25 protein-coding genes and 1 tRNA gene are annotated in these 26,602 nt (G+C 70.1%); 14 read left to right on the top strand and 12 right to left on the bottom strand.

The window, feature by feature from the left end; all coding sequences use genetic code 11:
• Positions 1 to 239: 239 nt before the first annotated feature.
• From FV226_RS01390 to FV226_RS01365, 6 genes are all read left to right on the top strand, one after another.
• Positions 240 to 941 carry a response regulator transcription factor CtrA gene (locus FV226_RS01390; RefSeq protein WP_147727979.1) on the top strand — a complete coding sequence of 234 codons (702 nt, stop codon included), beginning with the start codon at positions 240 to 242 and terminating at the stop codon, positions 939 to 941.
• A 396-nt stretch (positions 942 to 1,337) separates the two neighbouring features.
• Positions 1,338 to 2,900: a 2-isopropylmalate synthase gene (locus FV226_RS01385; protein WP_147761494.1), complete on the top strand. Its 1,563-nt coding sequence runs from the start codon at positions 1,338 to 1,340 to the stop codon at positions 2,898 to 2,900.
• 141 nt (positions 2,901 to 3,041) lie between these two features.
• A tRNA-Lys gene (locus FV226_RS01380) sits at positions 3,042 to 3,117 on the top strand.
• A 181-nt stretch (positions 3,118 to 3,298) separates the two neighbouring features.
• Positions 3,299 to 4,096 (top strand): ABC transporter ATP-binding protein, encoded by a 798-nt coding sequence (locus FV226_RS01375; RefSeq protein WP_147761493.1) that lies wholly within the window; start codon positions 3,299 to 3,301, stop codon positions 4,094 to 4,096.
• Positions 4,096 to 4,977, top strand: a complete 882-nt coding sequence (locus FV226_RS01370) for an ABC transporter permease (RefSeq protein WP_147761492.1) — start codon at positions 4,096 to 4,098, stop codon at positions 4,975 to 4,977. Before FV226_RS01375 ends, FV226_RS01370 begins: the two co-directional genes overlap by 1 nt.
• Before the next feature lie 76 nt (positions 4,978 to 5,053).
• Complete coding sequence (locus FV226_RS01365) at positions 5,054 to 6,019, top strand: ABC transporter substrate-binding protein (protein ID WP_147761491.1); 966 nt, start codon at positions 5,054 to 5,056, stop codon at positions 6,017 to 6,019.
• A 25-nt stretch (positions 6,020 to 6,044) separates the two neighbouring features.
• Here the strand turns inward: FV226_RS01365 and FV226_RS01360 are convergent, their stop codons facing one another.
• Both FV226_RS01360 and FV226_RS28875 read right to left on the bottom strand, forming a co-directional pair.
• A complete protein-coding gene (locus FV226_RS01360; protein WP_147761490.1) occupies positions 6,045 to 6,287 on the bottom strand; it encodes a hypothetical protein in 243 nt (80 codons plus the stop codon).
• 121 nt (positions 6,288 to 6,408) lie between these two features.
• Positions 6,409 to 7,227, bottom strand: a complete 819-nt coding sequence (locus FV226_RS28875) for a cold shock domain-containing protein (protein ID WP_147761489.1) — start codon at positions 7,225 to 7,227, stop codon at positions 6,409 to 6,411.
• 308 nt (positions 7,228 to 7,535) lie between these two features.
• Here FV226_RS28875 and FV226_RS01350 point away from each other — a divergent pair, with 308 nt between their 5' ends.
• The 3 genes from FV226_RS01350 to FV226_RS01340 all read left to right on the top strand — a co-directional run bounded on the left by FV226_RS01350 (position 7,536) and on the right by FV226_RS01340 (position 9,976).
• Complete coding sequence (locus FV226_RS01350) at positions 7,536 to 8,009, top strand: response regulator (RefSeq protein WP_147753471.1); 474 nt, start codon at positions 7,536 to 7,538, stop codon at positions 8,007 to 8,009.
• Positions 8,010 to 8,159: 150 nt separating this feature from the next.
• Entirely contained in the window at positions 8,160 to 9,248 is a 1,089-nt protein-coding gene (locus FV226_RS01345) for a Ppx/GppA phosphatase family protein (protein WP_147753470.1), read from the top strand.
• Positions 9,245 to 9,976, top strand: a complete 732-nt coding sequence (locus FV226_RS01340; RefSeq protein WP_147761488.1) for an RlmE family RNA methyltransferase — start codon at positions 9,245 to 9,247, stop codon at positions 9,974 to 9,976. Before FV226_RS01345 ends, FV226_RS01340 begins: the two co-directional genes overlap by 4 nt.
• A 245-nt stretch (positions 9,977 to 10,221) precedes the next feature.
• Here the strand turns inward: FV226_RS01340 and FV226_RS01335 are convergent, their stop codons facing one another.
• The 5 genes from FV226_RS01335 to FV226_RS01315 all read right to left on the bottom strand — a co-directional run bounded on the left by FV226_RS01335 (position 10,222) and on the right by FV226_RS01315 (position 17,765).
• On the bottom strand, positions 10,222 to 11,505 hold the full coding sequence (locus FV226_RS01335) for a DUF4167 domain-containing protein (RefSeq protein WP_147761593.1): 1,284 nt from the start codon (positions 11,503 to 11,505) through the stop codon (positions 10,222 to 10,224).
• A 441-nt stretch (positions 11,506 to 11,946) separates the two neighbouring features.
• A complete protein-coding gene (gene prmC / locus FV226_RS01330) occupies positions 11,947 to 12,837 on the bottom strand; it encodes a peptide chain release factor N(5)-glutamine methyltransferase (protein ID WP_246685336.1) in 891 nt (296 codons plus the stop codon).
• 196 nt (positions 12,838 to 13,033) lie between these two features.
• Positions 13,034 to 14,119 carry a peptide chain release factor 1 gene (prfA, locus tag FV226_RS01325; protein WP_147751084.1) on the bottom strand — a complete coding sequence of 362 codons (1,086 nt, stop codon included), beginning with the start codon at positions 14,117 to 14,119 and terminating at the stop codon, positions 13,034 to 13,036.
• Between the two features lie 60 nt (positions 14,120 to 14,179).
• Positions 14,180 to 16,444 (bottom strand): phosphoenolpyruvate--protein phosphotransferase, encoded by a 2,265-nt coding sequence (gene ptsP / locus FV226_RS01320; RefSeq protein WP_147751083.1) that lies wholly within the window; start codon positions 16,442 to 16,444, stop codon positions 14,180 to 14,182.
• A gap of 85 nt (positions 16,445 to 16,529) precedes the next feature.
• Positions 16,530 to 17,765, bottom strand: a complete 1,236-nt coding sequence (locus FV226_RS01315; RefSeq protein ID WP_147751082.1) for an aspartate kinase — start codon at positions 17,763 to 17,765, stop codon at positions 16,530 to 16,532.
• 265 nt (positions 17,766 to 18,030) lie between these two features.
• On the opposite strand from FV226_RS01315, the gene ubiG reads away from it, so the two are divergent.
• Genes ubiG through FV226_RS01300 form a run of 3 tightly spaced genes read left to right on the top strand, consistent with a single transcriptional unit; the run spans position 18,031 to position 20,453 of the window.
• Complete coding sequence (gene ubiG / locus FV226_RS01310) at positions 18,031 to 18,807, top strand: bifunctional 2-polyprenyl-6-hydroxyphenol methylase/3-demethylubiquinol 3-O-methyltransferase UbiG (protein ID WP_147751081.1); 777 nt, start codon at positions 18,031 to 18,033, stop codon at positions 18,805 to 18,807.
• A gap of 51 nt (positions 18,808 to 18,858) precedes the next feature.
• Positions 18,859 to 19,419, top strand: a complete 561-nt coding sequence (locus FV226_RS01305; protein WP_147761487.1) for a YbhB/YbcL family Raf kinase inhibitor-like protein — start codon at positions 18,859 to 18,861, stop codon at positions 19,417 to 19,419.
• A 59-nt stretch (positions 19,420 to 19,478) separates the two neighbouring features.
• Positions 19,479 to 20,453: an NADPH:quinone oxidoreductase family protein gene (locus FV226_RS01300; RefSeq protein WP_147761486.1), complete on the top strand. Its 975-nt coding sequence runs from the start codon at positions 19,479 to 19,481 to the stop codon at positions 20,451 to 20,453.
• A gap of 4 nt (positions 20,454 to 20,457) precedes the next feature.
• Here the strand turns inward: FV226_RS01300 and FV226_RS01295 are convergent, their stop codons facing one another.
• From FV226_RS01295 to FV226_RS01280, 4 genes are all read right to left on the bottom strand, one after another.
• Positions 20,458 to 21,471 carry an adenosine kinase gene (locus tag FV226_RS01295; RefSeq protein WP_147751078.1) on the bottom strand — a complete coding sequence of 338 codons (1,014 nt, stop codon included), beginning with the start codon at positions 21,469 to 21,471 and terminating at the stop codon, positions 20,458 to 20,460.
• A 66-nt stretch (positions 21,472 to 21,537) separates the two neighbouring features.
• Positions 21,538 to 22,101, bottom strand: coding sequence for a Uma2 family endonuclease (locus FV226_RS01290; protein ID WP_147761485.1), 564 nt, complete (start codon positions 22,099 to 22,101; stop codon positions 21,538 to 21,540).
• Between the two features lie 42 nt (positions 22,102 to 22,143).
• Positions 22,144 to 22,464, bottom strand: a complete 321-nt coding sequence (locus FV226_RS01285; RefSeq protein ID WP_147751076.1) for a hypothetical protein — start codon at positions 22,462 to 22,464, stop codon at positions 22,144 to 22,146.
• Positions 22,465 to 22,540: 76 nt separating this feature from the next.
• Positions 22,541 to 23,434: a protein-methionine-sulfoxide reductase heme-binding subunit MsrQ gene (locus FV226_RS01280; RefSeq protein WP_147761484.1), complete on the bottom strand. Its 894-nt coding sequence runs from the start codon at positions 23,432 to 23,434 to the stop codon at positions 22,541 to 22,543.
• Between the two features lie 197 nt (positions 23,435 to 23,631).
• On the opposite strand from FV226_RS01280, the gene FV226_RS01275 reads away from it, so the two are divergent.
• Complete coding sequence (locus tag FV226_RS01275; RefSeq protein ID WP_147751074.1) at positions 23,632 to 24,651, top strand: aldo/keto reductase; 1,020 nt, start codon at positions 23,632 to 23,634, stop codon at positions 24,649 to 24,651.
• Between the two features lie 146 nt (positions 24,652 to 24,797).
• Positions 24,798 to 25,919 carry a DUF2336 domain-containing protein gene (locus FV226_RS01270; protein WP_147761483.1) on the top strand — a complete coding sequence of 374 codons (1,122 nt, stop codon included), beginning with the start codon at positions 24,798 to 24,800 and terminating at the stop codon, positions 25,917 to 25,919.
• Between the two features lie 102 nt (positions 25,920 to 26,021).
• On the opposite strand, the gene FV226_RS01265 is transcribed toward FV226_RS01270, so the two are convergent.
• Positions 26,022 to 26,366 carry a hypothetical protein gene (locus FV226_RS01265; RefSeq protein WP_147761482.1) on the bottom strand — a complete coding sequence of 115 codons (345 nt, stop codon included), beginning with the start codon at positions 26,364 to 26,366 and terminating at the stop codon, positions 26,022 to 26,024.
• Between the last annotated feature and the right edge of the window lie 236 nt (positions 26,367 to 26,602).

The following is a 26,602-nucleotide window of genomic DNA, read 5'->3' as shown; positions in this document are numbered from 1 at the left end:
TGAAGGTACGGCATCGGCCGCGGGCGGTCGGGGCGGTCGGGACGGACAGCCGAGACCGGACGAAAAAAGGCCGAGGCAGATGCAAACGATCGCTTGCCACGGAGAATCAGGTTTTGTTAACGATTAACGAATAGCGTTTCACGTCAATGACGATGGGGCGTCCGTCCACAGGCCGGTGGCGGACGAATGGCGGCGACGTGTCCGAACGCTGATACGGCCGGCCGGGCTGGGGATCGACGATGCGGGTACTTCTGATCGAGGACGACGGCGCCACGGCGCAGAGCATCGAATTGATGCTCAAGTCCGAGAACTTCAACACCTACACCACCGATCTCGGTGAGGAAGGGATCGATCTCGGCAAGCTCTACGATTACGACATCATCCTGCTCGACCTGAACCTGCCCGACATGTCGGGCTACGAGGTGCTGCGCAACCTTCGGGTCGCCAAGGTCAAGACGCCGATCCTGATTCTGTCGGGCATGGCCGGCATCGAAGACAAGGTGAAGGGCCTCGGCTTCGGCGCCGACGACTATCTTACCAAGCCGTTCCACAAGGACGAGCTCGTGGCCCGCATCCACGCCATCGTCCGCCGCTCGAAGGGCCACGCCCAGTCGGTGATCACCACCGCCGACCTGATCGTGAACCTCGACCAGAAGACCGTCGAGGTCGCCGGCTCCCGCGTCCACCTCACCGGCAAGGAGTACCAGATGCTGGAACTCCTCTCGCTCCGGAAAGGCACGACGCTCACCAAGGAGATGTTCCTCAATCATCTCTACGGCGGCATGGACGAGCCCGAGCTGAAGATCATCGACGTGTTCATCTGCAAGCTGCGGAAGAAGCTCGCCAACGCCAGCCAGGGCAAGAACTACATCGAGACGGTCTGGGGCCGCGGCTACGTGCTCCGCGAGCCGATGGACGCCGAAGAGCGCATCGCCGTCTGACTCGTCCTCCTGCGGCCATTCCATCCGAGGCACCCGCGGATCGCTCCGCGGGTGCCTTTTTCTTTGCGAGAGCCCGTCCCATGGCCGCGCTTGTCTTCGCCGCCGCGGAGGGATATCCACGAATCCTGCGTCGCCGGCCCCGCACATCTCCGTGCGGTCCCGAGGTCGGCGCCGAGGAGAGACGAGCCTTGGCCAGCGCCGGCTCAGCACCCGTCGCCATCGAGGCCGCGTCCGCGGCGTCGCCGACGCGCGCCCTCCGCACGCTTCTGCTTACCCGCCCCTGAGGGCCGTCCGGGCGCACGCCTGGGCCTTCAGGGGATCGCACGGCCGGATCTTCAGGCTTCGAAGGCAGCCCGGTCCGCATTGCGGAGGGTGCCGCGACAGGGTTGACACGAGATGACCAGCACTTCCGAGACGAAAAAAGACCGCGTCGTGATCTTCGACACGACGTTGCGCGACGGCGAGCAATGCCCGGGCGCGACCATGACGCTGGACGAGAAGCTCGCCGTGGCCGAGTTGCTTGATGCGATGGGCGTCGACGTGATCGAGGCCGGCTTCCCGATCGCCTCCAACGGCGACTTCGAGGCCGTGTCCGAGATCGCACGGCGCGCCCAGCGAGCCACCATCGCCGGGCTCGCCCGCGCCATCCCCGCCGACATCGCGCGGGCCGGCGAAGCGGTTCGGCACGCGCGCCAGGGGCGTATCCATACCTTCGTCTCGACCTCGCCGATCCATCTCGCGCACCAGATGCGCAAGACCGAGGACGAGGTCGTCGAGATCATCCTCAAGACGGTGGCGCAGGCGCGCGACCTCGTCTCCGACGTCGAGTGGTCGGCGATGGACGCGACCCGCACCCCGATCGACTATCTGTGCCGCTGCGTCGAGGCGGCGATCAAGGCCGGCGCGACGACGATCAACCTGCCCGACACGGTCGGCTACGCCACGCCGGGCGAGTACCGGGCGATGTTCGAGGCGGTGCGCGAGCGCGTGCCGAATGCCGACAAGGCGATCTTCTCGGTCCATTGCCACAACGACCTCGGCCTCGCGATCGCCAACACCCTGGCCGGCATCGAGGGCGGCGCGCGCCAGGTGGAGTGCACGATCAACGGCATCGGCGAGCGCGCGGGCAACGCGGCGCTCGAGGAGGTCGTCATGGCGATCCGCACCCGCTCCGACGTACTGCCCTACGAGACCGGCATCGAGTCGACGATGCTGACGCGCGCCTCGAAGCTCGTGAGCCACGCCACCAACTTCCCGGTGCAGTTCAACAAGGCGATCGTCGGCCGCAACGCCTTCGCGCACGAGAGCGGCATCCACCAGGACGGCATGCTCAAGCACGCCGAGACCTACGAGATCATGACGCCGGCCTCCGTCGGCGTCACCAAGACCAACCTGGTGATGGGCAAGCATTCCGGTCGGGCCGCGTTCCGCTCCAAGCTCGACGAGCTCGGCCTGAAGTTGTCCGACAACCAGCTGCAGGACGTGTTCGAGCGGTTCAAGGCCTTGGCCGACCGCAAGAAGCACGTCTACGACGAGGACATCGAGGCGCTGGTCGACGAAAACCTCGCCACCGCGCACGACCGCATCCGCCTGGTGTCGCTCTCGGTCATCGCCGGCACCCGCGGGCCGCAGCGGGCGACGATGAAGGTCGCCCTGGACGGCAAGACGCTCACCGAGGAGGCCGACGGCAACGGGCCGGTGGACGCGGTGTTCAACGCGATTCAGGCGCTCGTGCCGCACGAGGCGCAGCTCGAGCTGTACCAGGTCCACGCGGTCACCGCCGGCACCGACGCGCAGGCCGAGGTCTCGGTCCGCCTGAAGGCGGGCGAGCGCTCGATCACCGCGCGCGGCGCCGACCCGGACACGCTGGTCGCATCGGCCAAGGCCTACCTCTCGGCCTTGAACAAGCTGGCAGCCTCCGCCGTGCGCATCCATGCGCAGCACGCGGCGGCGGAGTAGTCCGAAAACCGACTGAGCCGGGGGAAAATCCCCGCCCGCGGGCGAAAACCTCACTCGCGGGGTGGACAGCCCCCGGCCCGGTTGGTATCAGCCCGCATCGCAGCGGGACTTGGTGGACCGCGGCGGATCGCTCAGGCGATCGGGCGCATAGCTCAGTTGGTAGAGCAGCTGACTCTTAATCAGCGGGTCCTAGGTTCGAACCCTAGTGCGCCCACCAAAGAATTCCGAACTTATACGATCTTGGGCAGGACGCGGCGACGCGTCTTGCCCTTCTTCGTTTCGAGGTTCCCTCCGGGTGCGAGCGTCGATGTGAAGCCACCCGAACAGCCTCGAATCTGCATTTTGCATTCCGATTGGCCCAGGCCTTGCTCGGCTCCGCCCCAGCGGTGGAGTCGTCGATGGATGCGCTTGCGAACGGCCGGGACGTGCAGCTCGCCCTGCGGGGCATCCGGAAGGCGTTCCCATCTCGTGGCGGCGCGGTGCCGGTGCTCGACGGGCTGAACTTCGACATCTACGAGCGGGACTTCGTCAGCATCATCGGGCCGTCCGGCTGCGGCAAGACCACGGTCTTCAACGTCATCGCCGGCCTGCTCGAACCCGACGAGGGCACGATGCGCTTCCGTGGCGAGATCGTGCCCGGGCTCTCGGGGCGCGTCGGCTACATGATGCAGAAGGACCTGCTGTTCCCCTGGCGCACCGTTCTGCAGAACGTCATGCTCGGCTTGGAGATGAAGGGCGTCGACGCCCGGGCCGCGACCGAGACGGCGCGGGACTACCTCGCCCGCTTCGGGCTCTCCGGCTTCGAGAACGCCTACCCGAAGACTCTGTCCGGCGGCATGCGGCAGCGGGCGGCGCTGATCCGGACGCTGATCATGGACCCGGACATCCTGCTCCTCGACGAACCGTTCTCGGCCCTGGACTATCAGACCCGGCTCTACCTCGAAGGCGTGCTGCTCGACGCCGTCGAGACGTTCCACAAGACCGTCGTGCTCGTGACCCACGACATCGACGAGGCCGTGGCCCTCTCCAAGCGCGTGGTGGTGCTCGGCAACCGACCGACCCGGGTGAAGGGGGTGCACGATATCGCGCTCAACGATCGGTCGCCGATCGGCGCCCGCAGCGATCCGCGCTTCTCGGAATACTTCAACACCCTGTGCGGCGAACTCGACATCCAGACCCGAGCGAGGGCGGCCTGATGGCGATCCAAAGCCTTTCGCAAGACCAGGCGCCGACGGCGCAGAGCCCGGCGACACCGGCCGCGACCCGCCGCAGACCGGGTGCTCTGGCGCGCGCGGTCGACACCACCCTCGGGCGCGGCCTGATCCAGATTCTGGCCGTGGCGGTTTTCTTTGCGAGCTGGGAGATCGCGGTGGACGCCGGATGGCTCACTGAATTCCTGGTCGGGGCCCCCTCGGGCATCTGGCGGGTGTTCGTGAAGAGCGTGCTGGACGGCAGCCTCGTCCACGACACCTGTCTCACGGTGGTGGAGGCCATCCTCGGCTTCGTCATCGGAACCGTCCTCGGCTCCGCAGCGGGCCTCGGGCTCTGGTATTCGGTGCTGGTCGCGCGGATCGTCGAGCCGTTCATCGTGGCGATCAACTCGGTGCCGAAGATCGCGCTGGCGCCGATCGTGATCCTCTGGTTCGGCACCGGCTTCATCTCGAAGGTCGCGCTCGCGGTCTCGCTCACCGCCCTGGTGGCGCTGATCGCGGCGTATCAGGCCGCCCGGGACGCGGACCCCGACCTGCAGGCGCTGCTGGCTTCGATGGGGGCCTCGAAGAACCGGATCTTCCGCTCGGTGATCGTGCCCTCGACGCTGCCGGCGATCATCGGGATGTTCCGGATCAACATCGGCTTCGCCCTCGTCGGCGCCGTCGTCGGCGAGTTCATCTCGTCACAGGCGGGGCTCGGCCACCTGATCTACAACGCCTCGTCGCTCTACGACCTCAACGCCGTCTGGGTCGGGCTGTTCGTGCTGATGTTCGTCGGCTTCCTGCTCTACCACGTCATCGATTTCGCCGAACGCCGCATCCTGCCGTGGCGGCAGGTGGACACCGCCGGCAGCGTTCAGGTCTGAGCTCCAGGCCGCCGCGTCGCGCGCGACTGCCCTTTCCCCCTTCCCTGCCCTTTCCTTTGCAGAACGAGTGGCCCCGATGATCCAGCGCCGTCCCCTCCTCGCGACCGTCGCCGCGGCTTGGCTGCTGGGAGCCGCGCCGGCCTCGGCGGCGGCGTTGAAGGCGACGGTGAGCCAAGCCTTCCAATCGATGCTCTACCTGCCGCTCTACGTGGCCCTCGACGAGGGGTTGTTCGAGAAGGCCGGCATCGAGGTCACCAAGGAGACCGCCGGCGCCCCGAGTGTCGCGCTGTCGGCGGTGATCTCCAAGAGCGCGCAGTTCTCGATCCACGGTCCGGAATGGACCGCGGTGGCGGCCTCGAAGGGTGCCCCCGTCGGCGTCGTCGCCAACGTCGTCAACGGTGCGGCCGTCTGGATCGCGACGACGCCGGATTTCGCGTTCACGGACGTGAAGGACCTCAAGGGCCAGACCATCGTCACCGGATTGATGCCGACGACCAGCACCTCGCTGTTCCTGAAGCTCCTCAAAGAGAACGGGTTGTCGAAGGACGACGTGACGCTGACGCAGGTGCAGCTTGGCACCGAGCCCGGCCCGTTCCTGGCCGGCCAGGCCAAAGTCGCCGTTTTGTACGAGCCCGGCCTCGACCAGGTCGCGGCGAAGGGCATGAAGGTCGTCCTCGGCTTCCCCGAGAAGTACGGGCCCTACGCCTTCTCGGCGGTGAGCGCGCGCAAGGACGTGGATCCCGTGGTGGCGCAGGCCTTCGTCAACGGCATGCAGGCGGCGATCCGGTTGATGCAATCCGAGCCGGCCAAGGCGGTCGCGGTCGCGAAGAAGGAGTTCCCGAACCTCGACCCGACCGTCGTCGAGGCCGCGGTGAAGCGCATGATGGGCGACAAGGTCTATCCCGAGAGCGTCGACATCACGCCGGATGCCCTGAAGATCGCCCTCGACACCCAGATCGCCCTCGGCAACCTCGCGGCCCAGCCGGACTACGCGAGCTTCGTGCGGCGCGACTTCATCATCAAGGCGATGGCGGGGCAGTAATCCCCGTGGTGCGCGCCGACATCTCTCAGCGCGAGGCGGCCGGGCGCGATGCGCGGAGCGACTTCGCGGCCAGCGACGCGCTCGGCGGGAGGTCGTTGGCGCTGGGCGTCCCCGCACGCGCTCCCGGGACAGCACCCGGCGTCTTCGCATCCCGCCCACGCTCGAAACCGTAGCCGAGGTTCACGCCGGCATAGGCGCCGGTGAAATCCTCGGCCTGCGCGGATGTCGCGAGCCCGAGAACCAGGACGAGCGAAAGGGTGCAACGCATGCAGCTTGTCCGGTTGTCGATCCGAAACGCGAAACGGCGGCCCTGGAAGGGACCGCCGTCTGCAATCTCACCGGGAACGCGGCGAAAGCGATACCGCCGCGTTCGTCCGATTCGGCGACGATCAATCGTCGACGTTGATGCTCTGGGCCTCGCGGCCCTTCTGGCCGTCGACCACTGCGAGCGTCACGGTCTGACCCTCGGCCAGCGACTCGAGGCCGGCGCGCGACAGGGCGGAGCGATGGACGAACACGTCCTTGCCGCCGTCGTTCACCGACACGAAGCCGAAGCCCTTGGCCGGGTCGTACCACTTCACGGTGCCCTGCATCTCGGTCGAGGGACCGGAGGCGACGCGGCCACCACCGCCACCGGCGCCGTAGCCACCACCCGCTCCGCCGTAGCCGCCACCGGCGCCGCCGTAACCACCGCCGCCGGCACCGTAGCCGCCGCCGGGGGCGCCGAAGCCGCCCGTCCGCGGGGGACGCGCATCGCGCATCTCGCGCCGGGGCGGAGCCGCCTCGGCCGTCGAGGTGTCGACGCTCGTCACGTTGGTGACCTGCGGGCCCTTCTGGCCCTGCGCAGTCTGGACGGTGAGCCGGGTGCCCGGCTGCAGGTCGTCATGGCCGGCCGCCTCGACGGCGCGGATGTGGAGGAAGGCGTCGCCCGAGCCGTCGCCGAGTTCGACGAAGCCGAAGCCCTTCTCCTTGTTGAACCACTTCACCGTGGCGTCGCGCTCCGGACCCGTGGGGGCGGCCGCAGCCCGGGGAGCGCCGCCGCCGAAGCCGCCGCCACCACCGTATCCGCCGCCACCGCCGCCGCCGCCGAAGCCGCCGCCACCGTATCCGCCGCCACTCGGGGGAGCCTGATCAGGCCATCTCGGCTCTGCGCCACCCTCATCGAAGCCGCGCTTCTGCGGCCCCCGGAAATCACGACCACGTCCCATCGAAAGCTCGCCAAAAACCGTCCGCCGACCACGTCTCGAATACCGCGTGCGCGCCATCCCAGACAGCTCACGCCCCGCACTCCCATTACCCCCGGTCGCGGTAACCAAGAATAACGCCTCAGTCCTGACGCAATTGGGGCTTGACCGCAAGGACCTTGTTGTCGATCCACCGAGAGTTCCATCACTTTCTCGTCGGCGCACCCGGGCGGCGCGACGCGGTGCCGCCCCGTTAGGGAAGCGCAAAGGGCGGTGGCGTATGCAGGGCTACAGGCTCCCGCCTCCGCCGGGGCCCGCGTGCCGCCCCCCGAATGATCGCGACCCCGACCTTCCCGGACTATTCCGCCCTCGTCGTGGACGAGAGCCTCTACATCCGCCGAATCGTGCGCGACATGCTGATGCGCGTCGGCATCAAGCGCGTGCTGGAGGCGCCCGACGGGGCCGAGGCGCTCGGCGTGCTGGCCGAGAGCAAGCCAGACCTGACGATCATCGACTGGGACCTCGCGATCCTCTCCGGCGAGGAGTTCATCCGGCTGGCCCGCACGCCCTCGACCTCGCCCTGCCCGACGATCCCGATCATCCTGATGCTCGCCCAGCCGCGCCGGAACGTCGTCGACCGGGCGATCAACCTCGGCGTCAACGAGATCATTGCAAAGCCGTTCTCGCCCAAGACGCTGTGGTCGCGCCTCGACGAGGTCATCAACCGGCCGCGCCCCTATTCCCAAGTGAAGAGCCTGCTGCGTCCCACCTCCCGCGCCGCGAGCCTCGCCAAGGCGATGGCCTGATCTCACAGGGCGTTCGCCACGGGCGACCGTGGATGCAGGGCCGGGTGCTGCGAACGGACGTTGCAGTTCGCCGCCGAGCGAGTAGGGTCGGATGCGAATGATGGCCGGGCTCTTCGCCGGGGCCAAGGATGGGAAAGCGCGGCGACGCCGATGAGGGACGAGAGTGGCGCGACCGCGCCGGCCCGCCCCCAGGGCGCGCCACCGGCAGGGGCACCCGGCTCCGCCCCCGTGGTCTCGCATCGCGACACGCGCCGCAACGCCTACGCGGCCCTGGACCTCGGCACCAACAATTGCCGGCTGCTGATCGCCGAGCCGTCCTCGCACGGCTTCCGGGTGATCGACGCGTTCTCGCGCATCGTCCGGCTCGGCGAGGGGCTCGGAAACTCCGACCGCCTGAGCGAGGCGGCGATCGAGCGGACGATCGACGCGCTGCGGATCTGCAAGGGGAAGATGCGCGCCCGCGGCGTCGGCCGGGCCAAGATCATCGCCACCGAGGCGTGCCGGCTCGCGGTGAACGGCGCCGACTTCGTCGCGCGGGTGCGCGCGGAGGTCGGCCTCGATCTCGAGATCGTCGATCGGCAGACCGAGGCCTACCTCGCCGTCACCGGCTGCGCGGCGCTCGCCGACCCGTTGGCCGAATCCGTTGTGATCTTCGACATCGGCGGCGGCTCCACCGAGATCGCTTGGCTCGACGGCGCGGCCGCCAACCCTTCGACCGACCCGACGCTTCGCATCCGCGCGTGGGATTCGCTGCCCGTCGGCGTCGTCACCCTGGCCGAGCGCCATGGCGGCTCCGAGGTCACGCGGATGATGTTCGAGGGCATGGTCGAGGAGGTGGCCGAGATGCTGGGCCCCTTCGCGATCCGTGCGGCGGCGGCGGCGATCGCCCCCGGCTTCCACCTGCTCGGCACATCGGGCACCGTCACCACCATCGCGGCGATGCACCTGCGTCTGGTGCGCTACGAGCGCCGCCGCGTCGACGGACTGTGGATGAGTGACGCCGAGGTCTCGGGCGCGATCGACGACCTGCTCGACACGCGCCTCGACCAGCGGGCCGAGAACCCTTGCATCGGCCGCGATCGTGCCGACTTGGTGCTCGCCGGCTGCGCGATCTTGGAGGCGATCCGCCGGGCGTTTCCAGCCGAGCGCCTGCGCATCGCCGACCGCGGCCTGCGCGAAGGACTCTTGATGAACATGATGCGGGAAGACGGCGTCTGGCGCCGCGGGGGCTACCGGTGACCGACAGGCGTGGCGGAGCGGGCGCGACGGGTGGAGTCCGCGGAGAGCTCAAGCAGCGGGTGAAGACCGGCCGTGGGCGCACCCACTCGCAGAAGAGCTGGCTCGAGCGGCAGCTCAACGATCCCTACGTGCAGCGGGCCAAGCGCGAGGGCTACCGCTCGCGGGCGGCCTTCAAGCTGATGGAGATCGACGAGCGGTTCAAGCTGCTCAAGCCCGGCCAGCGCATCGTCGACCTCGGTGCGGCGCCCGGCGGCTGGTCGCAGGTCGCGGCGAAGGTCGTCGGCGAGACCGGCCGCATCGTCGGCATCGACCTGCTCGAGATCGAGCCGATGCAGAACGTCGAGTTCATCACCCTCGACTTCCTCGATCCCGAGGCTCCGAAGCGCCTCACCGGCCTTCTCGGCGGCCCGGCCGACCTCGTCCTGTCGGACATGGCCGCCAACGCCACGGGGCACAAGAAGACCGACCACCTGCGCATCATCGGCCTTGCGGAGACGGCGGCCGAGTTCGCGCGTGAGATCCTCGCGCCGGGCGGCGCCTACCTCGCCAAGGTGCTGCAGGGCGGCACCGAGGGCGCGCTGCTCTCCGACCTGAAGCGCGACTTCGCGCTGGTCCGCCACGTTAAGCCGAACGCCAGCCGGGCCGATTCGAGCGAACTCTACGTGCTGGCGACCGGCTATCGCGGGCCGAGCCCGGCCGTCGCCCTCGCCGAGGCGGACGAGGACTGAGTCGCGGCGTTTCAGACGCTGCGCGAACGGGCACCCGTCGTCCTGTCGAAAGCCGGCGACGCCTGGGGGTGGGATCTGGCGCCGTTCGCCGATTTTGCTCGCCGCCGTCGGCTGATCCACTCAGTCCGCGCCTATCCTGATTGTTCTTGGGTGCGATCGTAGGTGCCCATCGCCGGGCTTTAGCGCCAAAGAAAAAAGGCCGCCCCGGAGAACCGGAGCGGCCTTCGATGGAGTCGTGAAGGCGATTACTCGCCCGAGCCGGTGCCGTCCGGCGTCTTGCCCTCGGCGCCGCCTTCCGCCTCGATGCCCTCGAAGCGCGGGCGGCGCCGGCGGCGGACCTTGGGGGCCGGGGCATCGTCGCCGTCGGTCACGGGCTGGCTCGGCGCCTGCGCCTCGACGACGGGCGCCTCCGAGGCGGCCGGAAGCCGCGGCGGCGTCATCAGGAAGGCCGGCAGGCCGGCCGCATCCTCGGCGACGGCGCGCGGCTCCTCGCGGCGGCGCTCGCGACGGGCGGGAGCCGGGGAGTCCGGGCGCACCGGCGCTTCGGCACGCACGGGCGCCTCGGCGCGGACGGGTGCCTCGGTGCGGACGTCCTGGCGCGACTCGCGGCGCGGCTGTTCCGTGCGTCCGTTCTCGTAGCGGCTGTCGCGCGGCGCGTCGGTGCGGGGCTGCTCCTGGCGCGACGGGTCCTGTCGCGCGATGTCCTGCCGAGACACGTCCTCGCGCGGCTGGTCCCGGCGGGTGAACTCGGCCCGGTTCTCTTGCCGGTTCTCTTGCCTGTTCTCCTGGCGAGGATACTCCTGCCGCCCGTTCTCTTGGCGCCCGTTCTCTTGGCGCCCGTTCTCTTGCCGCCCGTTCTCCTGGCGATTGAAGGTCTGCCGGGGCGCGTCCTGACGGTCGTAGTCGGAGCGCTGGCCGTTATCCTGGCGCGGCTGATCCTGCCGATTGCCGTCCTGACGGTTGCCGTCCGGGCGCTGGTTGTCGAAGCGGGCGCCGTTGTCGAAGCGCGGCCGGTCGTTGCGGTTGTTCTGGAAGCGGTCGCGGCGCTCCTGCCGGTCGCCGCGGTTCTGGTTTTGGCCGAACCGGTCGTTCTGGCCGCGATCGTTCTGGTTGCGATCCTGGCGCCCGTCCTGCTGGCCGCCCTCGCCGCGGTTGTCGTAGGGCTGCGGCTGCTGGCCGGGATCGCCGTACTCGGCGGCGTAGCCGGCATAGCCCTGGCCGTTGGCCTCGCCGCCCTGCTCGTCGTCACCGTCTTCCATGTCGTCGTCGTAGGCGCGGGAGGCGTAGCCGGCGCCAGCCTGCGGGCGGCCCTGCTCCTGGGCGCCGGAGATGATCCGGAAATAGTGCTCGCCGTGCTGGAAATAGTTTTCCGCCGCCACCGGGTCGCCCGCCGCCTGCGCGTCGCGCGCGAGCTGCGCGTACTTGTCGGCGATATGCTGGGCGGTGCCGCGGACTTTGACGTCGGGACCGTTGGATTCGTAGGACCGCGTCAACGGATTCGGGCCCTTCGGCCGGTTCCGGCCGCGCACCCGTCGGTTCTGGTTTGGTCTCATCGGTCTCAGATGACCCTCGTTACTGCGAGCGCGTCTGGTCTGGGGTTCGGGCTGTGGGGCCGGGCTCCCGAGGCGCCGCCAGGCGGGTCCTCGCCGGCGCCCGCGGAGGGATCATCGGACTTGATCCACGAACCGCTCGCCTACCAGCCGTCTGTCCCGATCCCTCGGGGCCTACGCTTGCGTCCAAGACGCGTGTCGATTGTCCGGTTCGAAAACCGCCGCGCCGCTGCTCGAACCCGAGCCTGCGTCTGATCGGCGGTGGAGCGCTCGGCCGACATCCCGCGAAGGATGACCCATGCCGAACCTACGATCGGTACTCTTAACGGATCGTCCACGAACCGCAAGTCGCACGGGCCGTTCCTGCAAAAACGTGATGGGGATTTCGTCGCCTTTCGCAGGATCGTTGCCGCGAATCCGCTACGCGGACACCGCTTCGGCGCTCGAGGTGAACGATGCGACCCGTGCGTGCCCGGCGAGATCGCGCACGATGCCGCCCGGTCGAAGGCCGGCCGTCGCCCCCAAGTCGGTCACGGCCTCGGCCTGATCGTAGCCGATTTCGAGATGGAGCGAGCCGCCCGGCGCCAGCAGGCCCCGAGACACCGCCCCAACGATCCGCCGATAGGCGCCGAGGCTGTCATCGCCGCCGTCGAGGGCCGCGAGGGGGTCGTGCTCGCGCACCTCGCGGTCGAGCCCAGTGATCACCGGGCTCGCGATATAGGGCGGGTTCGAGACCACGCGGTCGAACGGGGCGCCGAGGGCATCGCACCAATCGCCGGCGACGAAGCCGGCGCGCTCGGCGACGCCGTTGTCGCGCGCGTTCGCGCGCGCCGTCCTCAGGGCGCCCCACGACCGGTCTAGCCCGATCCCGGTGGCGTTCGGCAGCGCGCTCAGCAAGGCGACGAGGATGCAGCCGCTGCCGGTGCCGAGATCGAGGATGCGGACCGGCGCCGCGTGGTCGGGGATCGAGGCGAGCGTCGCCTCGACCAGGGTCTCGGTGTCCGGCCGTGGCACCAGCGTCTCCGGCGACAGGCGGAACGGCAAGCCCCAGAACTCCCACGCCCCGAGGATGCGAGCCACGGGCTCGCCGGACAGGCGGCGCCTTGCTGCGACCTCCAGCCTATTCGCCTCTCCCGGCCCGAGTACACGTTGCCCGTGCAGCGCGAGGTCGATCGCGCGAAGATCGAGCACGCCGAGCATCAGGAAGCGGGCGTCGCCCTCGGGCACACCCTCGGCTACGAAGGTGCTGGTGAGACGCCGAAGCGCATCGCTGCGGCTGTCGGCGGGATGCACGATCGCTGCGGCGCTCAAGGCTGCTTCGCCGAGGCCCGCAATTCAGCGGATGCAACAGCGGCACGCTGTCCGAGCATGGCGCGGGTCCCCTCTTCCGGGGCGGAGGGGGACAGGGTGAGGGATGAGAACCGTCCGGAGAGGTCACGCCCCTCACCCCACCCCTCTCCCCATGGGAGAGGGAGCCGCGCTGCGGCCAGCCTTACGCGGTACGGGCTCACGACATGCCTTCGGCGGCCAGCAGCTCGGCTTGGTGCTCGGTGACCAGGGCGTCGACGAGTTCGTCCAGCGCGGTGCCGGCGAGCATCTCCTCCAGCTTGTACAGGGTGAGGTTGATGCGGTGGTCGGTGACCCGGCCTTGCGGGAAGTTGTAGGTGCGGATGCGCTCGGAGCGGTCGCCGGTGCCGACCTGCGACTTGCGGTCGGCGGCGCGGACGGCATCCTTGGCTGTACGCTCGGCGTCGTAGAGCTTGGCGCGCAGCAGCGACATCGCGCGGGCGCGGTTCTTGTGCTGGGAGCGCTCCTCCTGGACGAAGATCACGATCCCCGACGGCAGGTGGGTGATGCGGATCGCCGATTCGGTCTTATTCACGTGCTGACCGCCGGCGCCCTGCGAGCGCATGGTGTCGATCTTCAGGTCGGAATCGTTGACGACGATGTCCACCTCCTCGGCCTCGGGCAGCACCGCCACGGTGGCGGCGGAGGTGTGGATCCGCCCCTGCGCCTCGGTGTCAGGCACGCGCTGGACGCGGTGAGCGCCGCTCTCGAACTTCAGGCGGGCGAACACGCCACGCCCCTTCACCTCCGCCACGACCTCGCGGTAGCCGCCGACCGTGCCCTCGCTCTCGGAGATCACCTCGACCTTCCAGCCCTTGGTGTCGGCGTACTTCGCGTACATCCGGAACAGGTCGCCGGCGAAGAGCGCCGCCTCGTCGCCGCCGGTGCCGGCTCGGATTTCGAGGATCGCGCTCTTCTCGTCGGCCGCGTCCTTGGGCAGCAGCATCAGCTGCAGATCGCGATGCGCCTTGATCAGCGCGTCCTCGGCGTCGGGCTTCTCGGCGGCGGCCAGCGCGCGCATCTCCGGGTCGCCGCCGGGCTCGTCGATCAGCGCTTCGACCTCGGCGAGGTTGGCGGCGGCGGCACGGTAGGCATGGATGCCGGCGACGACGGGATCGAGGTCCGACAGCTCGCGGGAGAGCTGGACGATGCTCTCCGAGCTTCCGTCGCCAGCCGCGAGGGTGCCGGTGACGATGTCGTGGCGCACGAGGATGGCGTCGAGGCGGTCGGGGGGAAAGGGAATCATCGACCGGGGTCTACTCTGGGACGCTGACGGAAACGAGACCGGTTTTGACGCGCAGTGCGCTCAGACCGGGATGCCGTGGGCCTTGGCGAAGGCGGCGAGCGCCGGGCGGAGCGAGGCGCCGTCGTGAGAGCGGGCCATCTCGGCGTCGATCACGTCGGCGATCGCCCGCGCGTCGAGGCTCAGCACCATCGCCTTGATCGGGCCGATGGAGGCCGGCGACATCGAGAGGTCGCGGAACCCCATCCCGATCAGCGCCATCGCTTCGAGCGGACGGCCGCCGATCTCGCCGCACACCGTCACCGGGCACCCGGCCGCGTCGGCGCGCTCGGCGATCAGCCGGAAGGCGCGGATCGCGGCGGCGCAGAGCGGATCGAACCGGTCGGCGACCCGGCGGTTCTCGCGATCGACCGCGAACAGGAACTGCATGAGGTCGTTCGAGCCGACCGACAGGAAGTCGGCGACCTTCGCGATTTCGTCGATCTGGAACAGCAGCGAGGGCACCTCGACCATGGCGCCGAGGCGGCAATCGCTCGGAAGCGGATGGCCGTGGCGGCGCAGGTGCGCCTTCTCGCGATCGACGATGGCCTTGGCCCGCACGAACTCGTCGACGGTGGCCACCATCGGGAACATGATCTTGAGCGGCCGCCCGGCCGCCGCCCGCAGCAGCGCCCGCAGCTGGACCCGCAGCAGCGCCGGCCGGTCGAGGCCGATGCGGATCGCGCGCCAGCCGAGCGCCGGGTTCTCCTCCTCGAGCTTGGGCATGTACGGCAGGATCTTGTCGCCGCCGATGTCGAGCGTCCGGATCGTCACCGGCCGGTCGCCGGTGGCGGAAAACACCGCCTCGTAGAGCGCCTGCTGCTCGGCCGCCGACGGCATCCGCTGCGCCACCATGAACTGCAGCTCGGTGCGGAACAGGCCGATGCCCTCGGCGCCGGTTTCGTTCAGGTGCCCGAGGTCGACGAGGAGGCCGGCGTTGAGGTGGAGCCCGATGCGGATGCCGTCGCGGGTGATCGCGGGCACGTCGCGCAGCGCCCGATATTGTTCCTGCCGCTTGGCGCGCAGGCGCACCATCTCGGCATAGGCCGCCTCGATCTCGGGTCCGGGGCGGACCTGGACCTCGCCCGAGACGCCGTCGACGATGATCGCATCGCCGGAATCGCAGAGCGCCGTCGCGTTCTCGACCTCGCCGACGGCGGGGATGCCCAAAGCCCGCGCGACGATCGCGATATGGCTGGTCGGGCCGCCCTCCTCCAGCACCACGCCGCGCAACCGAGACGGGTCGTAGTCGAGGAGCGCCGCCGGCCCCATCGAGCGGGCGACCAGGATGGCGTTGTCGGGCAGGAACGCGCCTGAGCCCGCGCCCTCCTGGCCGGTGAGGCGGCGCAGCAGGCGGTTGGCGAGGTCGTCGAGGTCGTGCAGGCGGTCGCGCAGGTACGGGTCGCTCTGGCGCATCATCCGCGCGCGGTTGTCCGACTGGACCCGCTCGACCGCGGCCTCCGCGGTGAGGCCGGAGACCACCGCCTCGCGCATCCGGCGCAGCCAGCCCTTGTCGTGGGCGAACATGCGCACCGTCTCCAGCACTTCCCGCGATTCGCCGGTGCCGATCTTGTCGCCGCGCTCGACCAGGGCGTCGATCGCCGAGCGCACCGCCTCGATCGCGGCTTCGAGCCGGGTGATCTCGGCCTCGACGTTCTCGGCGATCAGTGTCTTCACGACGATACGCGGCTCGTGCAGCACGACGTGGCCGAGGCCGATGCCGTCGGCGAGCACCACGCCGCGGGCGCTGACCGCGCGGCGCGCGGCGGTGCCGGCGTCGGGCGCCAGCCCCTGCAACTCGCCGGACGCGATCATCTCCGAGAGCACCATGGCGGTGGTCTGGAGCGCCTCGATCTCCTCGTCGGAATAGACGCGGTAGGTCTTGTTCTGGACGGTGAGCACGCCGAGCGTGTTGCCGGCCCTCAGCAACGGCACGCCGAGGAAGGCGTGATACGCCTCCTCCCCCGTCTCGGGGCGGTAGGAGAAGGCCGGGTGGGTCTGCGCGTCGGAGAGCGAAAGCGGCTCGGCCGTCTGCGCGATCAGGCCGACGAGGCCCTCGTCGGCACGCATCCGCGTGAGGTGGACCGCCTCGCGGTTGAGGCCTTCCGTCGCGAACAGCTCGAGCGTGTTGTCGTCGCGCAGGACGTAGACCGAGCAGACCTCGGCGATGACGTTGGCGGCGATGACCACGACGATGCGGTCCAGGCGCGCCTGGGGGCTGACCGGCTCCGCCATGGCTTCGCGAAGGCGGCGCAGCAGCAGGCGCGGGCCTCCGGGCGCAGCGGGCATCGTCTGGTCAATCCCCTGTCAGCGCGGCGCCGAACGTCGGCGCCGGGCAACCTCAGGTCGAACCCGTCGGACGGGCCTGCAAGACTCAAGCTTGATCCAGGCCGTATAGCGAGTGGAGCGTGCGGACGGCAAGCTCGGTATAGGCCGCGTCGATCAGCACGGAGAACTTGATCTCGGAGGTGGTGATGGCGCGGATGTTGATGCCCTTGTCGGCGAGCGCCCGGAACGCCTTGGCCGCGACGCCGGCATGGCTGCGCATTCCGACGCCGATCGCCGACACCTTCACCACGTCGGTGGCGCCTTCGATCTGGGCGAAGCCGATCGTGTCGTGCGCCCGATCGAGCACTGTGCGGGCGCGGTCGTAGTCGGCCGCCGGCACGGTGAAGGTCATGTCGGTGGTGGACTGGTCGCCCGACACGGTCTGGATGATCATGTCGACGTTGATGTTGGCGTCGGCGAGCGGCCCGAAGATCGCGGCGGCGACGCCGGGGCTGTCCTTGACACGGCGAAGCGTGATCTGCGCCTCGTCCCGCGCGAAGGCGATCCCGGTGATGATCTGCTGTTCCACGTCGGTTTCCTCGTCGCAGATGAGGGTGCCGGGGCGCGCGGCGTCCGGCGGATCGAAGGAGGAGCGGACCGTGGTCGGCACCCGGTGCACCATGGCGAGCTCGACGGAGCGGACCTGCAGCACCTTGGCGCCGAGGGAGGCCATCTCCAGCATCTCCTCGAAGGTGACGCGCTCCATGCGCCTCGCCTTCGGCACGACGCGCGGGTCGGTGGTGTAGACCCCGTCCACGTCGGTGTAGATGTCGCAGCGCTCCGCGCCGATCGCGGCGGCGATCGCGACCGCGCTGGTGTCCGACCCGCCACGGCCCAAAGTCGTGATCCGGCCGGTCTCGGAATGGATGCCCTGGAAGCCGGCGATCACCGCCACCTCGCCGCGCTTGAAGCCGGCGTCGAGCCGGGCGCCGTCGATCTCCTCGATGCGGGCCGAGCCGTGCGCGTCCGAGGTCTGGATCGGGATCTGCCAGCCTTGCCAGGAGCGGGCCGCGATGCCGGCCTTGCGCAGCGCGATCGCCAGCAGGCCGGAGGTGACCTGCTCGCCCGATGCGACGACGGCGTCGTACTCGGCGGCGTCGTAGTCGCCGTCGGCGTCCTTGACCCAGCCGACGAGCTCGTTGGTTTTGCCCGACATCGCCGATACCACGACCGCGACCTCGTAGCCGGCCGCGACCTCGCGGGCGACGTGGGCGGCCACGTTGCGGATGCGCTCGACGTTGGCGACCGAGGTGCCGCCGAATTTCATCACCAGACGGGGCATGGAGCGTCCGCGTTTCTCAAACTTCGTCGATCGGCCGATCCGGGCGCATCGGGACCGGGCGTGTAGGACGGCCCGCGGGGATTTCCGAGCGACCGCGCCGATCGCTGTACCGCACCGGCGTCCGGCGGGTACAAGCGGGGTCGGGACCTGTCAACACGCCGCCGATTCCGCTGCCGCGTTCCGCTGCGAAGTTCGGCCGCCCGTGCGAACCGGTCGGGCCGGCGCGTGTTTCCAACTGCCTGGTACGGACCCTCAAGGAGAGCGGATGAGCATCGACGAGACCGCCGCGGGCGGCGCCGCGCACGCGCGCACCGGGTCGGTGAACCCGGCCGAAATCGCCCGGTTCGACGCGCTGGCGGCGACGTGGTGGGACCCGCGCGGGCCGATGCGGGTGCTGCACCGCTTCAATCCCGTCCGCCTCGCCTACATTCGCGACACGGTCTGCCGCCATTACGGGCGCTCGGCTGAGACGCCCTTCGCGCTGGACGGCCTCTCGGTGGTCGACGTCGGCTGCGGCGGCGGCGTGCTGTCCGAGCCGCTGGCGCGCCTCGGCGCCGACGTCACCGGCCTCGACCCGGCCGTGCAGAACATCGCCGCCGCCCGCCGCCATGCGGAGGCCGAGGGCGTGCCCGTGGATTACCGGGCCGAGACCATCGAGTCGGTGGCCGCCGCGGGCCGGACCTTCGACGTGGTGCTGATCATGGAGGTGATCGAGCACGTCTCCGACATGCCGGCCTTCGTCCGCACCGCGGCCTCGGCGGTGAAGCCGGGCGGCCTGCTCTTCGCCGCGACGCTGAACCGGACGATGCGCTCCTTCGCGCTCGCGATCGTCGGTGCCGAATACGTCCTCGGCTGGCTGCCGAAGGGCACGCACGACTGGCAGAAGTTCGTGACGCCGTCCGAGCTGACGGCTGCGCTCCGGGGCGGCGACCTGTCCGTGACCGACACGACGGGCGTCGTCTACAACCCGCTTACGGACGGATGGCGGGTGGGCCGCGACACGGCGGTGAACTACATGCTGGCGGCCGAGAAGCCGGCTTAGGGCGCCCCTGCCCAACCCTGCCACCACCGGGCGGTCCCCGAAGGAGACGCGATGCTCGAGAAGATACCCGCCGCCGTGGGCCATGCCCTGTCCGACCTCAAGGCCGGGCTCGAGAAGGCCGTCTTTCACGCCGAATTCCCCGACGCTCCGGCGACGATCGCGTTGACGAGCCCAGACTTCGCCGACGGCGCGGCTCTGCCGGCCCGTTTCACCGCGGACGGTGACGGAACCTCGCCGCCGCTTGCCTGGAGCAACCTTCCGGCCGGCACGGCCGCCGTCGTGATCCTGGCGGAGGATGCCGACAGCCCGACGCCGCATCCGCTGGTGCATCTGATCGCGTGGAACCTAGCGCCGGCCATGTCGGATCTCGCCGAGGGCGCGTTGACCGCGGATGCGCCCGTGGATCTGGGCAAGAACAGCTTCCTCAAGGACGGCTGGCTGCCGCCGGACCCGCCGAGCGGTCACGGCGCGCACCGCTACCTGTTCCAGGTCTACGCCCTCGACCGTCGCCTCGACCTGTCGCCCTCCCCGGGCCGCGGCGCGCTGCTCGACGCGATGCGAGGCCACGTCCTGGCAAAGGGCTCGCTCACCGGGACCTACCAGCGGCGCTGAGGCGCATAGCCGGCCTCGATCGATCGAGGGCGGATGACCAAACCAACGGAACGCGCGCGATGAAGGCTCTCCTCTGCACCCGGCTCGGCGGACCGGACGACCTGTCGATCGAGACGTTGCCCGATCCCGTGCCCGGCCCCGGCGAGGCGCTGGTGCGGGTCTCGGTCGCCGCGCTCAACTTCTTCGACACGCTGATCATCGCCGGGCGCTACCAGGTGAAGCCGGAGCTGCCGTTCTCGCCCGGCGGCGAAGCCTGCGGCGTGGTCGAGGCGCTCGGCCCCGGCGCGGAGGGCGTGCGGGTCGGCGACCGGGTGATCGTGCACGCCAAGTACGGCGCCTGCCGCGAACGGGTGACCGTCCCAGTGCGCCTGCTGACCCCCGTGCCCGACGGCGTGAGTGACGAGCAGGCGGCGGGCCTGACGATCACCTACGGCACCTCGCTGCATGCCCTGCGCAACCGCGCGAAGGTCCGGCCGGGCGAATGGCTCGCGGTGCTCGGCGCCTCGGGCGGCGTCGGCCTCGCGGCGGTGGAACTCGGGGCGCTGCTCGGCGCCCGCGTCATCGCCTGCGCCTCGTCGGAGGACAAGCTCGCGGTCGCGCGCGAGCACGGGGCCGAGATCGGCCTCGTCTACGACCCGGCGACCTTGCGTGACGCCCTCAAGGAGGCGACCGGGGGCAAGGGCGTCGACGTGGTCTACGACGCTGTCGGCGACGCGTTCTCGGAGCCGGCCTTCCGCGCGCTGACCTGGCGCGGGCGCCTCCTCGTCGTCGGCTTCGCCGCCGGCGAGATCCCGCGCCTGCCGCTCAACATCATGCTGCTCAAGGAACTCGACGTGATGGGCGTCCACTGGGGCGTGTTCACCGAGCGCGAGCCGGAGGTGCACCGCGAAAACCAGCGCCAGATGCTGGCCTGGGTCGCCGAGGGTCGGCTGACCGCGCGGGTGCACGGCGCCTACCCCCTCGAAGACTACGCCGCGGCCCTCGGCATCCTCAGCCGCCGCGAGGCGGTGGGCAAGGTGCTGCTGCGGCCCTGACGCCTCAGATCAGGCCCTGCGCCTTGGCGAGCGCCACGAGGTCGCCCTGCGGCCGGGCGCCGATGTGCTGGATCACCTCCGCCGCCGCCAGCGCGCCGAGGCGGGCCGCGGTGACGTAGTCGAGGCCGCGGGCGTGCCCGGCCAGGAAGCCGGCGGCGAAGAGGTCGCCGGCGCCGGTGGTGTCCACGACCTCGCGCACCGGCGACGCCTCGACCGAGCGGATCTCGCCGCCCTTCACCACCATCGCGCCCTCGGACGAGCGCGTGACGAGGCCGAGGAGGTGCTTGCCGCGGCCGTCGCGTTCGTCGCGCAAGGCCTTGAGCGCCGCGTCCGGGTCGTCGGTCTGGTACAGGCTCTGCAGCTCGCCGATGTTGGCGAACAGGATGTCGACGCTGCCGTCTCGGATCAGGCCGAGGAATTCGTCGCGGTAGCGGCCGACGCAGAACGCGTCCGAGAGGGTGAGCGCCACCGCATTGCCGGCACCGTGCGCGATCGACACCGCCTTGCGGAACGCGTCCTTGGCGGCCGGCGGGTCCCAGAGGTAGCCTTCGAGGTAGACGACGCGGGCGCTCTCGACGACCGCCTCGTCGAGGTCGGCGGGCGACAGGCCCTGGCATGCGCCGAGATAGGTGTTCATCGTGCGTTCGCCGTCCGGCGTCACCAGCACGAAGCAGCGGGCGGTGGCGGGGCCGTCGGTCGCGGCCGGCACGCCGAAGGCGACGCCGGTCGCCTTCAGGTCGTGGCTGAACAGGCGGCCGAGCTCGTCGTCGCGGACCTTGCCGACGAAGCCGGTCTTGGCGCCGAGCAGCGCGGCGCCGACCGCCGTGTTGGCGCCCGACCCGCCCGACACGATCGTCGCCGGCCCCATCGCGGAAAACAACGCCTCGGCGCGCGGCTCGTCGATGAGCGCCATCGCGCCCTTCGGCACGCCCTGGTCTGCGAGGAAGCCCTCGTCTGTGCGGGCGATGACGTCGACGATGGCGTTGCCGAGCACCAGGAGGTCGAGCTGAGCGGTCATTCGGTCGTCCCTTCGAAATCTGCCCGCGCTCTCGCACCGGCGTCCGAACGGGTCAAGCGAGGCGGCTCAGGCGTCGGCGAACATCTCGGCGACCGGCACGTCGAGGCCGAGCGGATCGAGCCGGAGCACGCCGTCGGCCGCGATCCGCGACTCGATCACCTCGGCGCCACGGCGGTGATGGATGACGAGGCGTTTGACGGGATCGACGATCAGGTAGTGCATCACGCTGGCGAGGCTGAAATACCCGGCGAACTTGACGCCGGTGTCGATCGCCTTGGTGCTCGGCGAGATCACCTCGACGACGATCAACGGATCGTTCACCTCGACCGCGTCGGCATCCATCCGGGAGCCGCACACGACGAGGGCGTCCGGCTCGAAAGCAGTGGTCGGATCGATCCGCACGGTCATGCCGTCCGGAAACAACTCGCACGGGAGGCCGCCGGCACGAACCGCGGCGTGCAAGGCTACGAAGATCCTAGATTTGGCGCGGGCATGCCGTGCGCGCTGCGGCGAGATGGCGAAGACTTCGCCGTTCAGAATTTCGTGGCGGCCAGGTCGATCCTCGGCCCAGGTCAGGAACTGATCCACGGTCATTCCCGGATCGGGCCGAAGCTTGGGCTGAGCGCTCATCGGCCGATCCTAGCAGTCGGCGACGCCGTCGCGAAGCGGCGGCTACTGCATCGACTTGACTTCGCACTGCGCGTAGTCGGCACTCGCCTTCACGTAGGCGTTGAGCTTCTGCAGGTAGCCTTCGGCCAGAGGCCGAAAGGCCTGGAGCTGCAGGTTGTAGGCCTTGATCGCGTCGTTGTAGCTGTAGGCCTCCCAGCCGGGGCATCCGCCCTTGGCGTCGAGGCAGGCGGGCTTTGCCGGCAGGGCCGGCTTCTCCGGCTTGGCCGAGGCCGGCGGCGGCTCCGGCAGGGGGCAGGCCGCGAGTGCCGCCCTGGGGGCGACGAGCGCCAGGGCGAACAGGGATCGGCTCAGGAAACCGCGCATGGACAGGTCGAGCTCCGTTCGGCCCGCGTCGGGGCCGGCCGGGTTGTGCGTCCGCGTGCCTCCGGGAGCAAGGCGGTCATCCGGCCGGTTGGACGCGGTGCGGCCGCTCCACCCGCGGCGCGGGCTTGCGCGCAGCCGGCATCCCGCGAACCAGGGCGACCACCGGCAGCAGCAGGCCGATGGCGAGCACCCACCAGGCGGGGCGGATCACGTCGGAGAAGTCGAGGTTGGCGCCGAGCACGAGGTCGGCCGGGATGCCGCTCTTGATCCCGTACCACGCCGCCTCGATCCCCGCCGTCGCGAGGCCGGCGGCGACCGCCAGCAGCGCCAGCGACCACGGCCGCATCGGCAGGCGGACGCGTTGCATCAGGCGCCAGCCCATCAGCAGCACGAAGAGCCCGGTCCAGAACACCGGGTCGGAGACGTCGATCTTCGATTGCAGGAAGTAGTGCAGCAGGCCGAGAATGCCGATCGCGTAGGCCGCCTTGTGCAGCCGCGTCCAGTTCTTTCCCATCCGCCGGATCGCAGCATCGGTCGAGGTGGCGCCGAGCGCGATCAGGCCGAGGAGCGCGACGAAGCCGATCGTCAGGTAGAACCGCAGTGCGATCTCGGACACGACCTTGGCGAGGTCGAAGTTCTGGTCGACCACGTAGAGCGTCAGGTGCGCCAGCGCGTAGGCCAGGGTGGTGACCCCGATAAGGCGGCGGACGTTGATCAGCTTCGGCCAGTTCGCCACCCGTCGCAGCGGCGTGACCGCAAGGGAGGCCAGCAGGAAGCGGATGGTCCACTCGCCGGTGCCGTGGATCAGCGCCGTGATCGGCTTGGGCCCGAGGGTGTTCGTCGCGTAGGCGCCCGCGAGGTAGCAGGCCGGCGCGACGGCGAGCAGGAACGCCGCGAGCTTCAGGAGCGAAAGGCGCCCGGTGCGGTCGAGCCAGGGCAGCGGCAGGGCGTGGGACCGGGCGTCGGACATGGCGGCTCTTCGTATCGGCTGTCGGTGACGGTTCGCGGCCCGGAACGGCCGGCGGGGAACGCTCGCGATCCATTCGCTGGGTTCGCCCCACGGTTACGGATGCGGGCCGTTTTCGGTTTCGAACGCGCGAAGACGGTTGACCGCACCGGAGCGCGGCCGAGATAGCCCCGCAACCCAACGACGCAGGATCGCATCCGATGGATTACCGCACGCTTGGCCGCTCCGGCCTCAAGGTCTCGCCGATCTGCCTCGGCACGATGATGTTCGGCGGCGCCACCGACGAGGCCGATTCCGCGCGCATCGTCGCCAGCGCCCGCGAGGCGGGCGTGAACTTCATCGACACGGCCGACGTCTACAACGCCGGCGTCTCGGAGGAGATCACCGGCCGGGCGATCGCCGCCGACCGGCATGCCTGGGTGCTGGCCACCAAGGTGGCGAACCCGATGGGCGACGGACCCAACGACCGCGGCCTGTCGCGCGTCCACGTGCTCCGCGCCGCCGACGAGAGCCTGCGCCGGCTCGGCACCGACTTCATCGACATCTACTACCTCCACCGGGAGGATCACGCGACGCCGCTCGACGAGACCGTGCGGGCGATGGAGACGCTGGTCCGACAGGGAAAGATCCGGCATTTCGGCGTCTCGAACCACCGCTCCTGGCGCATCGCCGAGATCTGCCGCCTGTGCGACGCCTACGGCATCGACCGGCCGGTGGTGAGCCAGCCCTATTACAACGCCTTGAACCGCATGCCCGAGACCGAGCACCTGCCGGCCTGCGCGCATTTCGGCCTCGGGGTGGTGCCGTACTCGCCGCTCGCCCGCGGCGTGCTGACCGGAAAGTACGATCCCGACGCCCCGCCTCCGGCCGACACCCGCGCCGGCCGCCAGGACACGCGGATGATGCAGACGGAATGGCGCCCGGAATCGCTACGCATCGCCCGCACCCTGAAGGACCATGCCGAGGCCCGCGGCATCACCGCCGGCCAGTTCGCCTTCGGCTGGGTGATGAACAACCGCGCGGTGACAGCGGTCATCGCGGGTCCGCGCACGCTGGCGCAGTGGACCGACTACCTCGGCGGGCTCGACTACGCCTTCACCCCAGAGGACGAGGCCCTGGTCGACGGCCTCGTCGTGACCGGCCACCCCTCGACGCCCGGCTACAACGATCCGGCCTACCCGGTCGAGGGCCGCGTCACGGTGAGCGGGACCAAGGCCTGAGGCACGTATCGATCGATCGGGTCCAATATTGGCGCAGGCAAGATTGGCGCAGGACGACACGGCCGTCGGGAAGGAGGATTAAAGGTCGATTCACGCAAAAGGCCCTAGCGTGATGGTCGTTGCAGTTCCTGCGTATCCGAAGTGCCATGCCCCCATCCGTCGAGGTCGCGCCCGACCTGTCCGGGCTGATCGAACTGTCGCGCATCGCGCATCTCGACCTGAAGCCCGTCATCCTGCGGGTCCAGACCGATCTGTTCGTGCAGGCGGCCAACCGCGACAAGTCGGACATCGAGTCCTTCGCATCCCTCGCCGGCGGGCTGATCCCGATCGTCGACGAGGAGACGGCGGCGATCGTCGCGGAGAAGCTCGCGCCCTTCGCCGACACGCCGCAATCCGTTCTGGCCACCCTCGCCGCCCGCGGCGGCCGCGTCCGCGACATCGTCCTGGGGACAGCCGTCACGCTCTCGCCCGCCCTGATCGACGCGGCGCTCCTCGACGGCGCCGACCTCGGCTCGGCGATGGCCGGGCGGCCCGGCCTGCCCCGCGCAGTCGTCGCCGAGTTGGCGCAGCGCGGCGATCCGGCGATCGACCGGGCGCTGGCCGGGAACCTCGCGATCACCCTGCGCAGCGACAGCGCCCGCCACCTCGTTGGCCGCGGTCGCGCCGACCCGGACCTCGCCGGACTGCTTCTGGCGCGCCCGGACCTCGCGGCCGACGACCTCGCGCCGCTCTACCTGCATGCCGACCCGATCCGGCGCGATGCGATCCGCGAGGCCATCGCCGCCACGGCGGCGCTTCGCCCCTGCCCGCCCCCGCCACGCGACCTCGGCGCGATGCTGCTCGGACTGTCCGCCGCCCACGACGTGCCCGGCTTCATCGCCGCGCTGTCCGACGGCCTGGGGCTACCGGCGAACTTCTTGCGCGCCGCGCCGGACCCGGGCTCGCGCTACGACCTGCTGACCCTATGCCTGCGCGCCGCCGACCTGCACGAGGAGGAGGCGGTCTACGTCTTCCTGACCCTCGACGAGGCGGTGTCGCGCTCGGCCGAGCGGGTGTTCGAGCTCGTCCGCCTGTTCCGCACCACCGATCGCCCGGCCGCCCGCGACCTGCTCTCGGCGATCCTCGACCGGCCGCTGCGCGAGCGCACCGCCACGGCCGACGCGCACCAGCCGCACCATGCGCCGGACACGGGCAAGGTCCGGGCAAGTGCCGTCGAACGGCCTGCCGCCCGCACGACCCTGCCGGGACGAGCGCGCAAGTCGTCTTGAAGCCCGCCCGGAGGTCGGTGACGAGCCGGGCCTTTCGCTTGCTGATGGGCCGCCGGCGTTAGAGCCGGCTTCGCGCGTCGCAGCTCAGTCCGCGCCGCGTCGTCAGTGCCCCTCCGCACCGCGCCAGGCGGCCTTGCGGTCGGAGTCCGCCAGGGTGTCGCGCGAGACGCTTGCCGTGCCGACGTGCCTGCCGAGCTCGGCCATGGCATCCTGCGCCAAACGCTGGCGGGACTCCGCCGGCAGTGCGCTCCAGGCCGCCGAGGCGGACCCGACCGTCGCGAGCACCGTCGATCCCGTCGCCAGGACCGTCGCAGCCGGATCGCGCACGGCCGCCGTCGCCGTCGCCGTCGCTGCGGGTCCGATCGCGGACGTCGAGGGCTGGTCGCGCGTCGCCGCGAAATAGGACAACGCGCCGATCACCAGGGCGGCTCGCAACAGGAACGACATAAACGGTGATCCGGACGGCGGACGGGTTGGACTGGCCGAGGGTGGCGCCGACTTCCTGAACCCGCCGTCAACTGAGCGCGGAAATCGGCGTCGATGGTGAACGAACCGCATTCGGGACGACGGCGCACAGTCACGGTTACGTTGTGGAAAGCATCCGGGTGATCGGAAGCCGGCGCGCAACACTCGTTTAAGCCGGGTCTGCGACGGTCGGCTCCTAGTCGTTCGTCACCGAACCG

The sequence above is a fragment of the Methylobacterium sp. WL12 genome (genome assembly GCF_008039475.1).
Lineage (GTDB): Bacteria > Pseudomonadota > Alphaproteobacteria > Rhizobiales > Beijerinckiaceae > Methylobacterium > Methylobacterium cerastii.
This window is presented reverse-complemented; position numbering and strand designations above follow the sequence as displayed.

Bases quoted from the DNA above. Each gene is read 5' to 3' on its own strand.
- FV226_RS01305 (WP_147761487.1), top strand. From the start codon at position 18,859: ATGCTCGAGAAGATACCCGCCGCCGTGGGCCATGCCCTGTCCGACCTC.
- FV226_RS01370 (WP_147761492.1), top strand. From the start codon at position 4,096: ATGGCGATCCAAAGCCTTTCGCAAGACCAGGCGCCGACGGCGCAGAGC.
- FV226_RS28875 (WP_147761489.1), bottom strand. From the start codon at position 7,227: ATGGGACGTGGTCGTGATTTCCGGGGGCCGCAGAAGCGCGGCTTCGAT.
- FV226_RS01270 (WP_147761483.1), top strand. From the start codon at position 24,798: ATGCCCCCATCCGTCGAGGTCGCGCCCGACCTGTCCGGGCTGATCGAA.
- FV226_RS01295 (WP_147751078.1), bottom strand. From the start codon at position 21,471: ATGACCGCTCAGCTCGACCTCCTGGTGCTCGGCAACGCCATCGTCGAC.
- FV226_RS01265 (WP_147761482.1), bottom strand. From the start codon at position 26,366: ATGTCGTTCCTGTTGCGAGCCGCCCTGGTGATCGGCGCGTTGTCCTAT.
- FV226_RS01280 (WP_147761484.1), bottom strand. From the start codon at position 23,434: ATGTCCGACGCCCGGTCCCACGCCCTGCCGCTGCCCTGGCTCGACCGC.
- FV226_RS01360 (WP_147761490.1), bottom strand. From the start codon at position 6,287: ATGCGTTGCACCCTTTCGCTCGTCCTGGTTCTCGGGCTCGCGACATCC.
- ubiG (WP_147751081.1), top strand. From the start codon at position 18,031: ATGAGCATCGACGAGACCGCCGCGGGCGGCGCCGCGCACGCGCGCACC.
- FV226_RS01385 (WP_147761494.1), top strand. From the start codon at position 1,338: ATGACCAGCACTTCCGAGACGAAAAAAGACCGCGTCGTGATCTTCGAC.
- prfA (WP_147751084.1), bottom strand. From the start codon at position 14,119: ATGATTCCCTTTCCCCCCGACCGCCTCGACGCCATCCTCGTGCGCCAC.
- FV226_RS01300 (WP_147761486.1), top strand. From the start codon at position 19,479: ATGAAGGCTCTCCTCTGCACCCGGCTCGGCGGACCGGACGACCTGTCG.
- FV226_RS01350 (WP_147753471.1), top strand. From the start codon at position 7,536: ATGATCGCGACCCCGACCTTCCCGGACTATTCCGCCCTCGTCGTGGAC.
- FV226_RS01365 (WP_147761491.1), top strand. From the start codon at position 5,054: ATGATCCAGCGCCGTCCCCTCCTCGCGACCGTCGCCGCGGCTTGGCTG.
- FV226_RS01275 (WP_147751074.1), top strand. From the start codon at position 23,632: ATGGATTACCGCACGCTTGGCCGCTCCGGCCTCAAGGTCTCGCCGATC.
- FV226_RS01345 (WP_147753470.1), top strand. From the start codon at position 8,160: ATGAGGGACGAGAGTGGCGCGACCGCGCCGGCCCGCCCCCAGGGCGCG.
- FV226_RS01290 (WP_147761485.1), bottom strand. From the start codon at position 22,101: ATGAGCGCTCAGCCCAAGCTTCGGCCCGATCCGGGAATGACCGTGGAT.
- FV226_RS01315 (WP_147751082.1), bottom strand. From the start codon at position 17,765: ATGCCCCGTCTGGTGATGAAATTCGGCGGCACCTCGGTCGCCAACGTC.
- ptsP (WP_147751083.1), bottom strand. From the start codon at position 16,444: ATGCCCGCTGCGCCCGGAGGCCCGCGCCTGCTGCTGCGCCGCCTTCGC.
- FV226_RS01390 (WP_147727979.1), top strand. From the start codon at position 240: ATGCGGGTACTTCTGATCGAGGACGACGGCGCCACGGCGCAGAGCATC.
- FV226_RS01285 (WP_147751076.1), bottom strand. From the start codon at position 22,464: ATGCGCGGTTTCCTGAGCCGATCCCTGTTCGCCCTGGCGCTCGTCGCC.
- FV226_RS01375 (WP_147761493.1), top strand. From the start codon at position 3,299: ATGGATGCGCTTGCGAACGGCCGGGACGTGCAGCTCGCCCTGCGGGGC.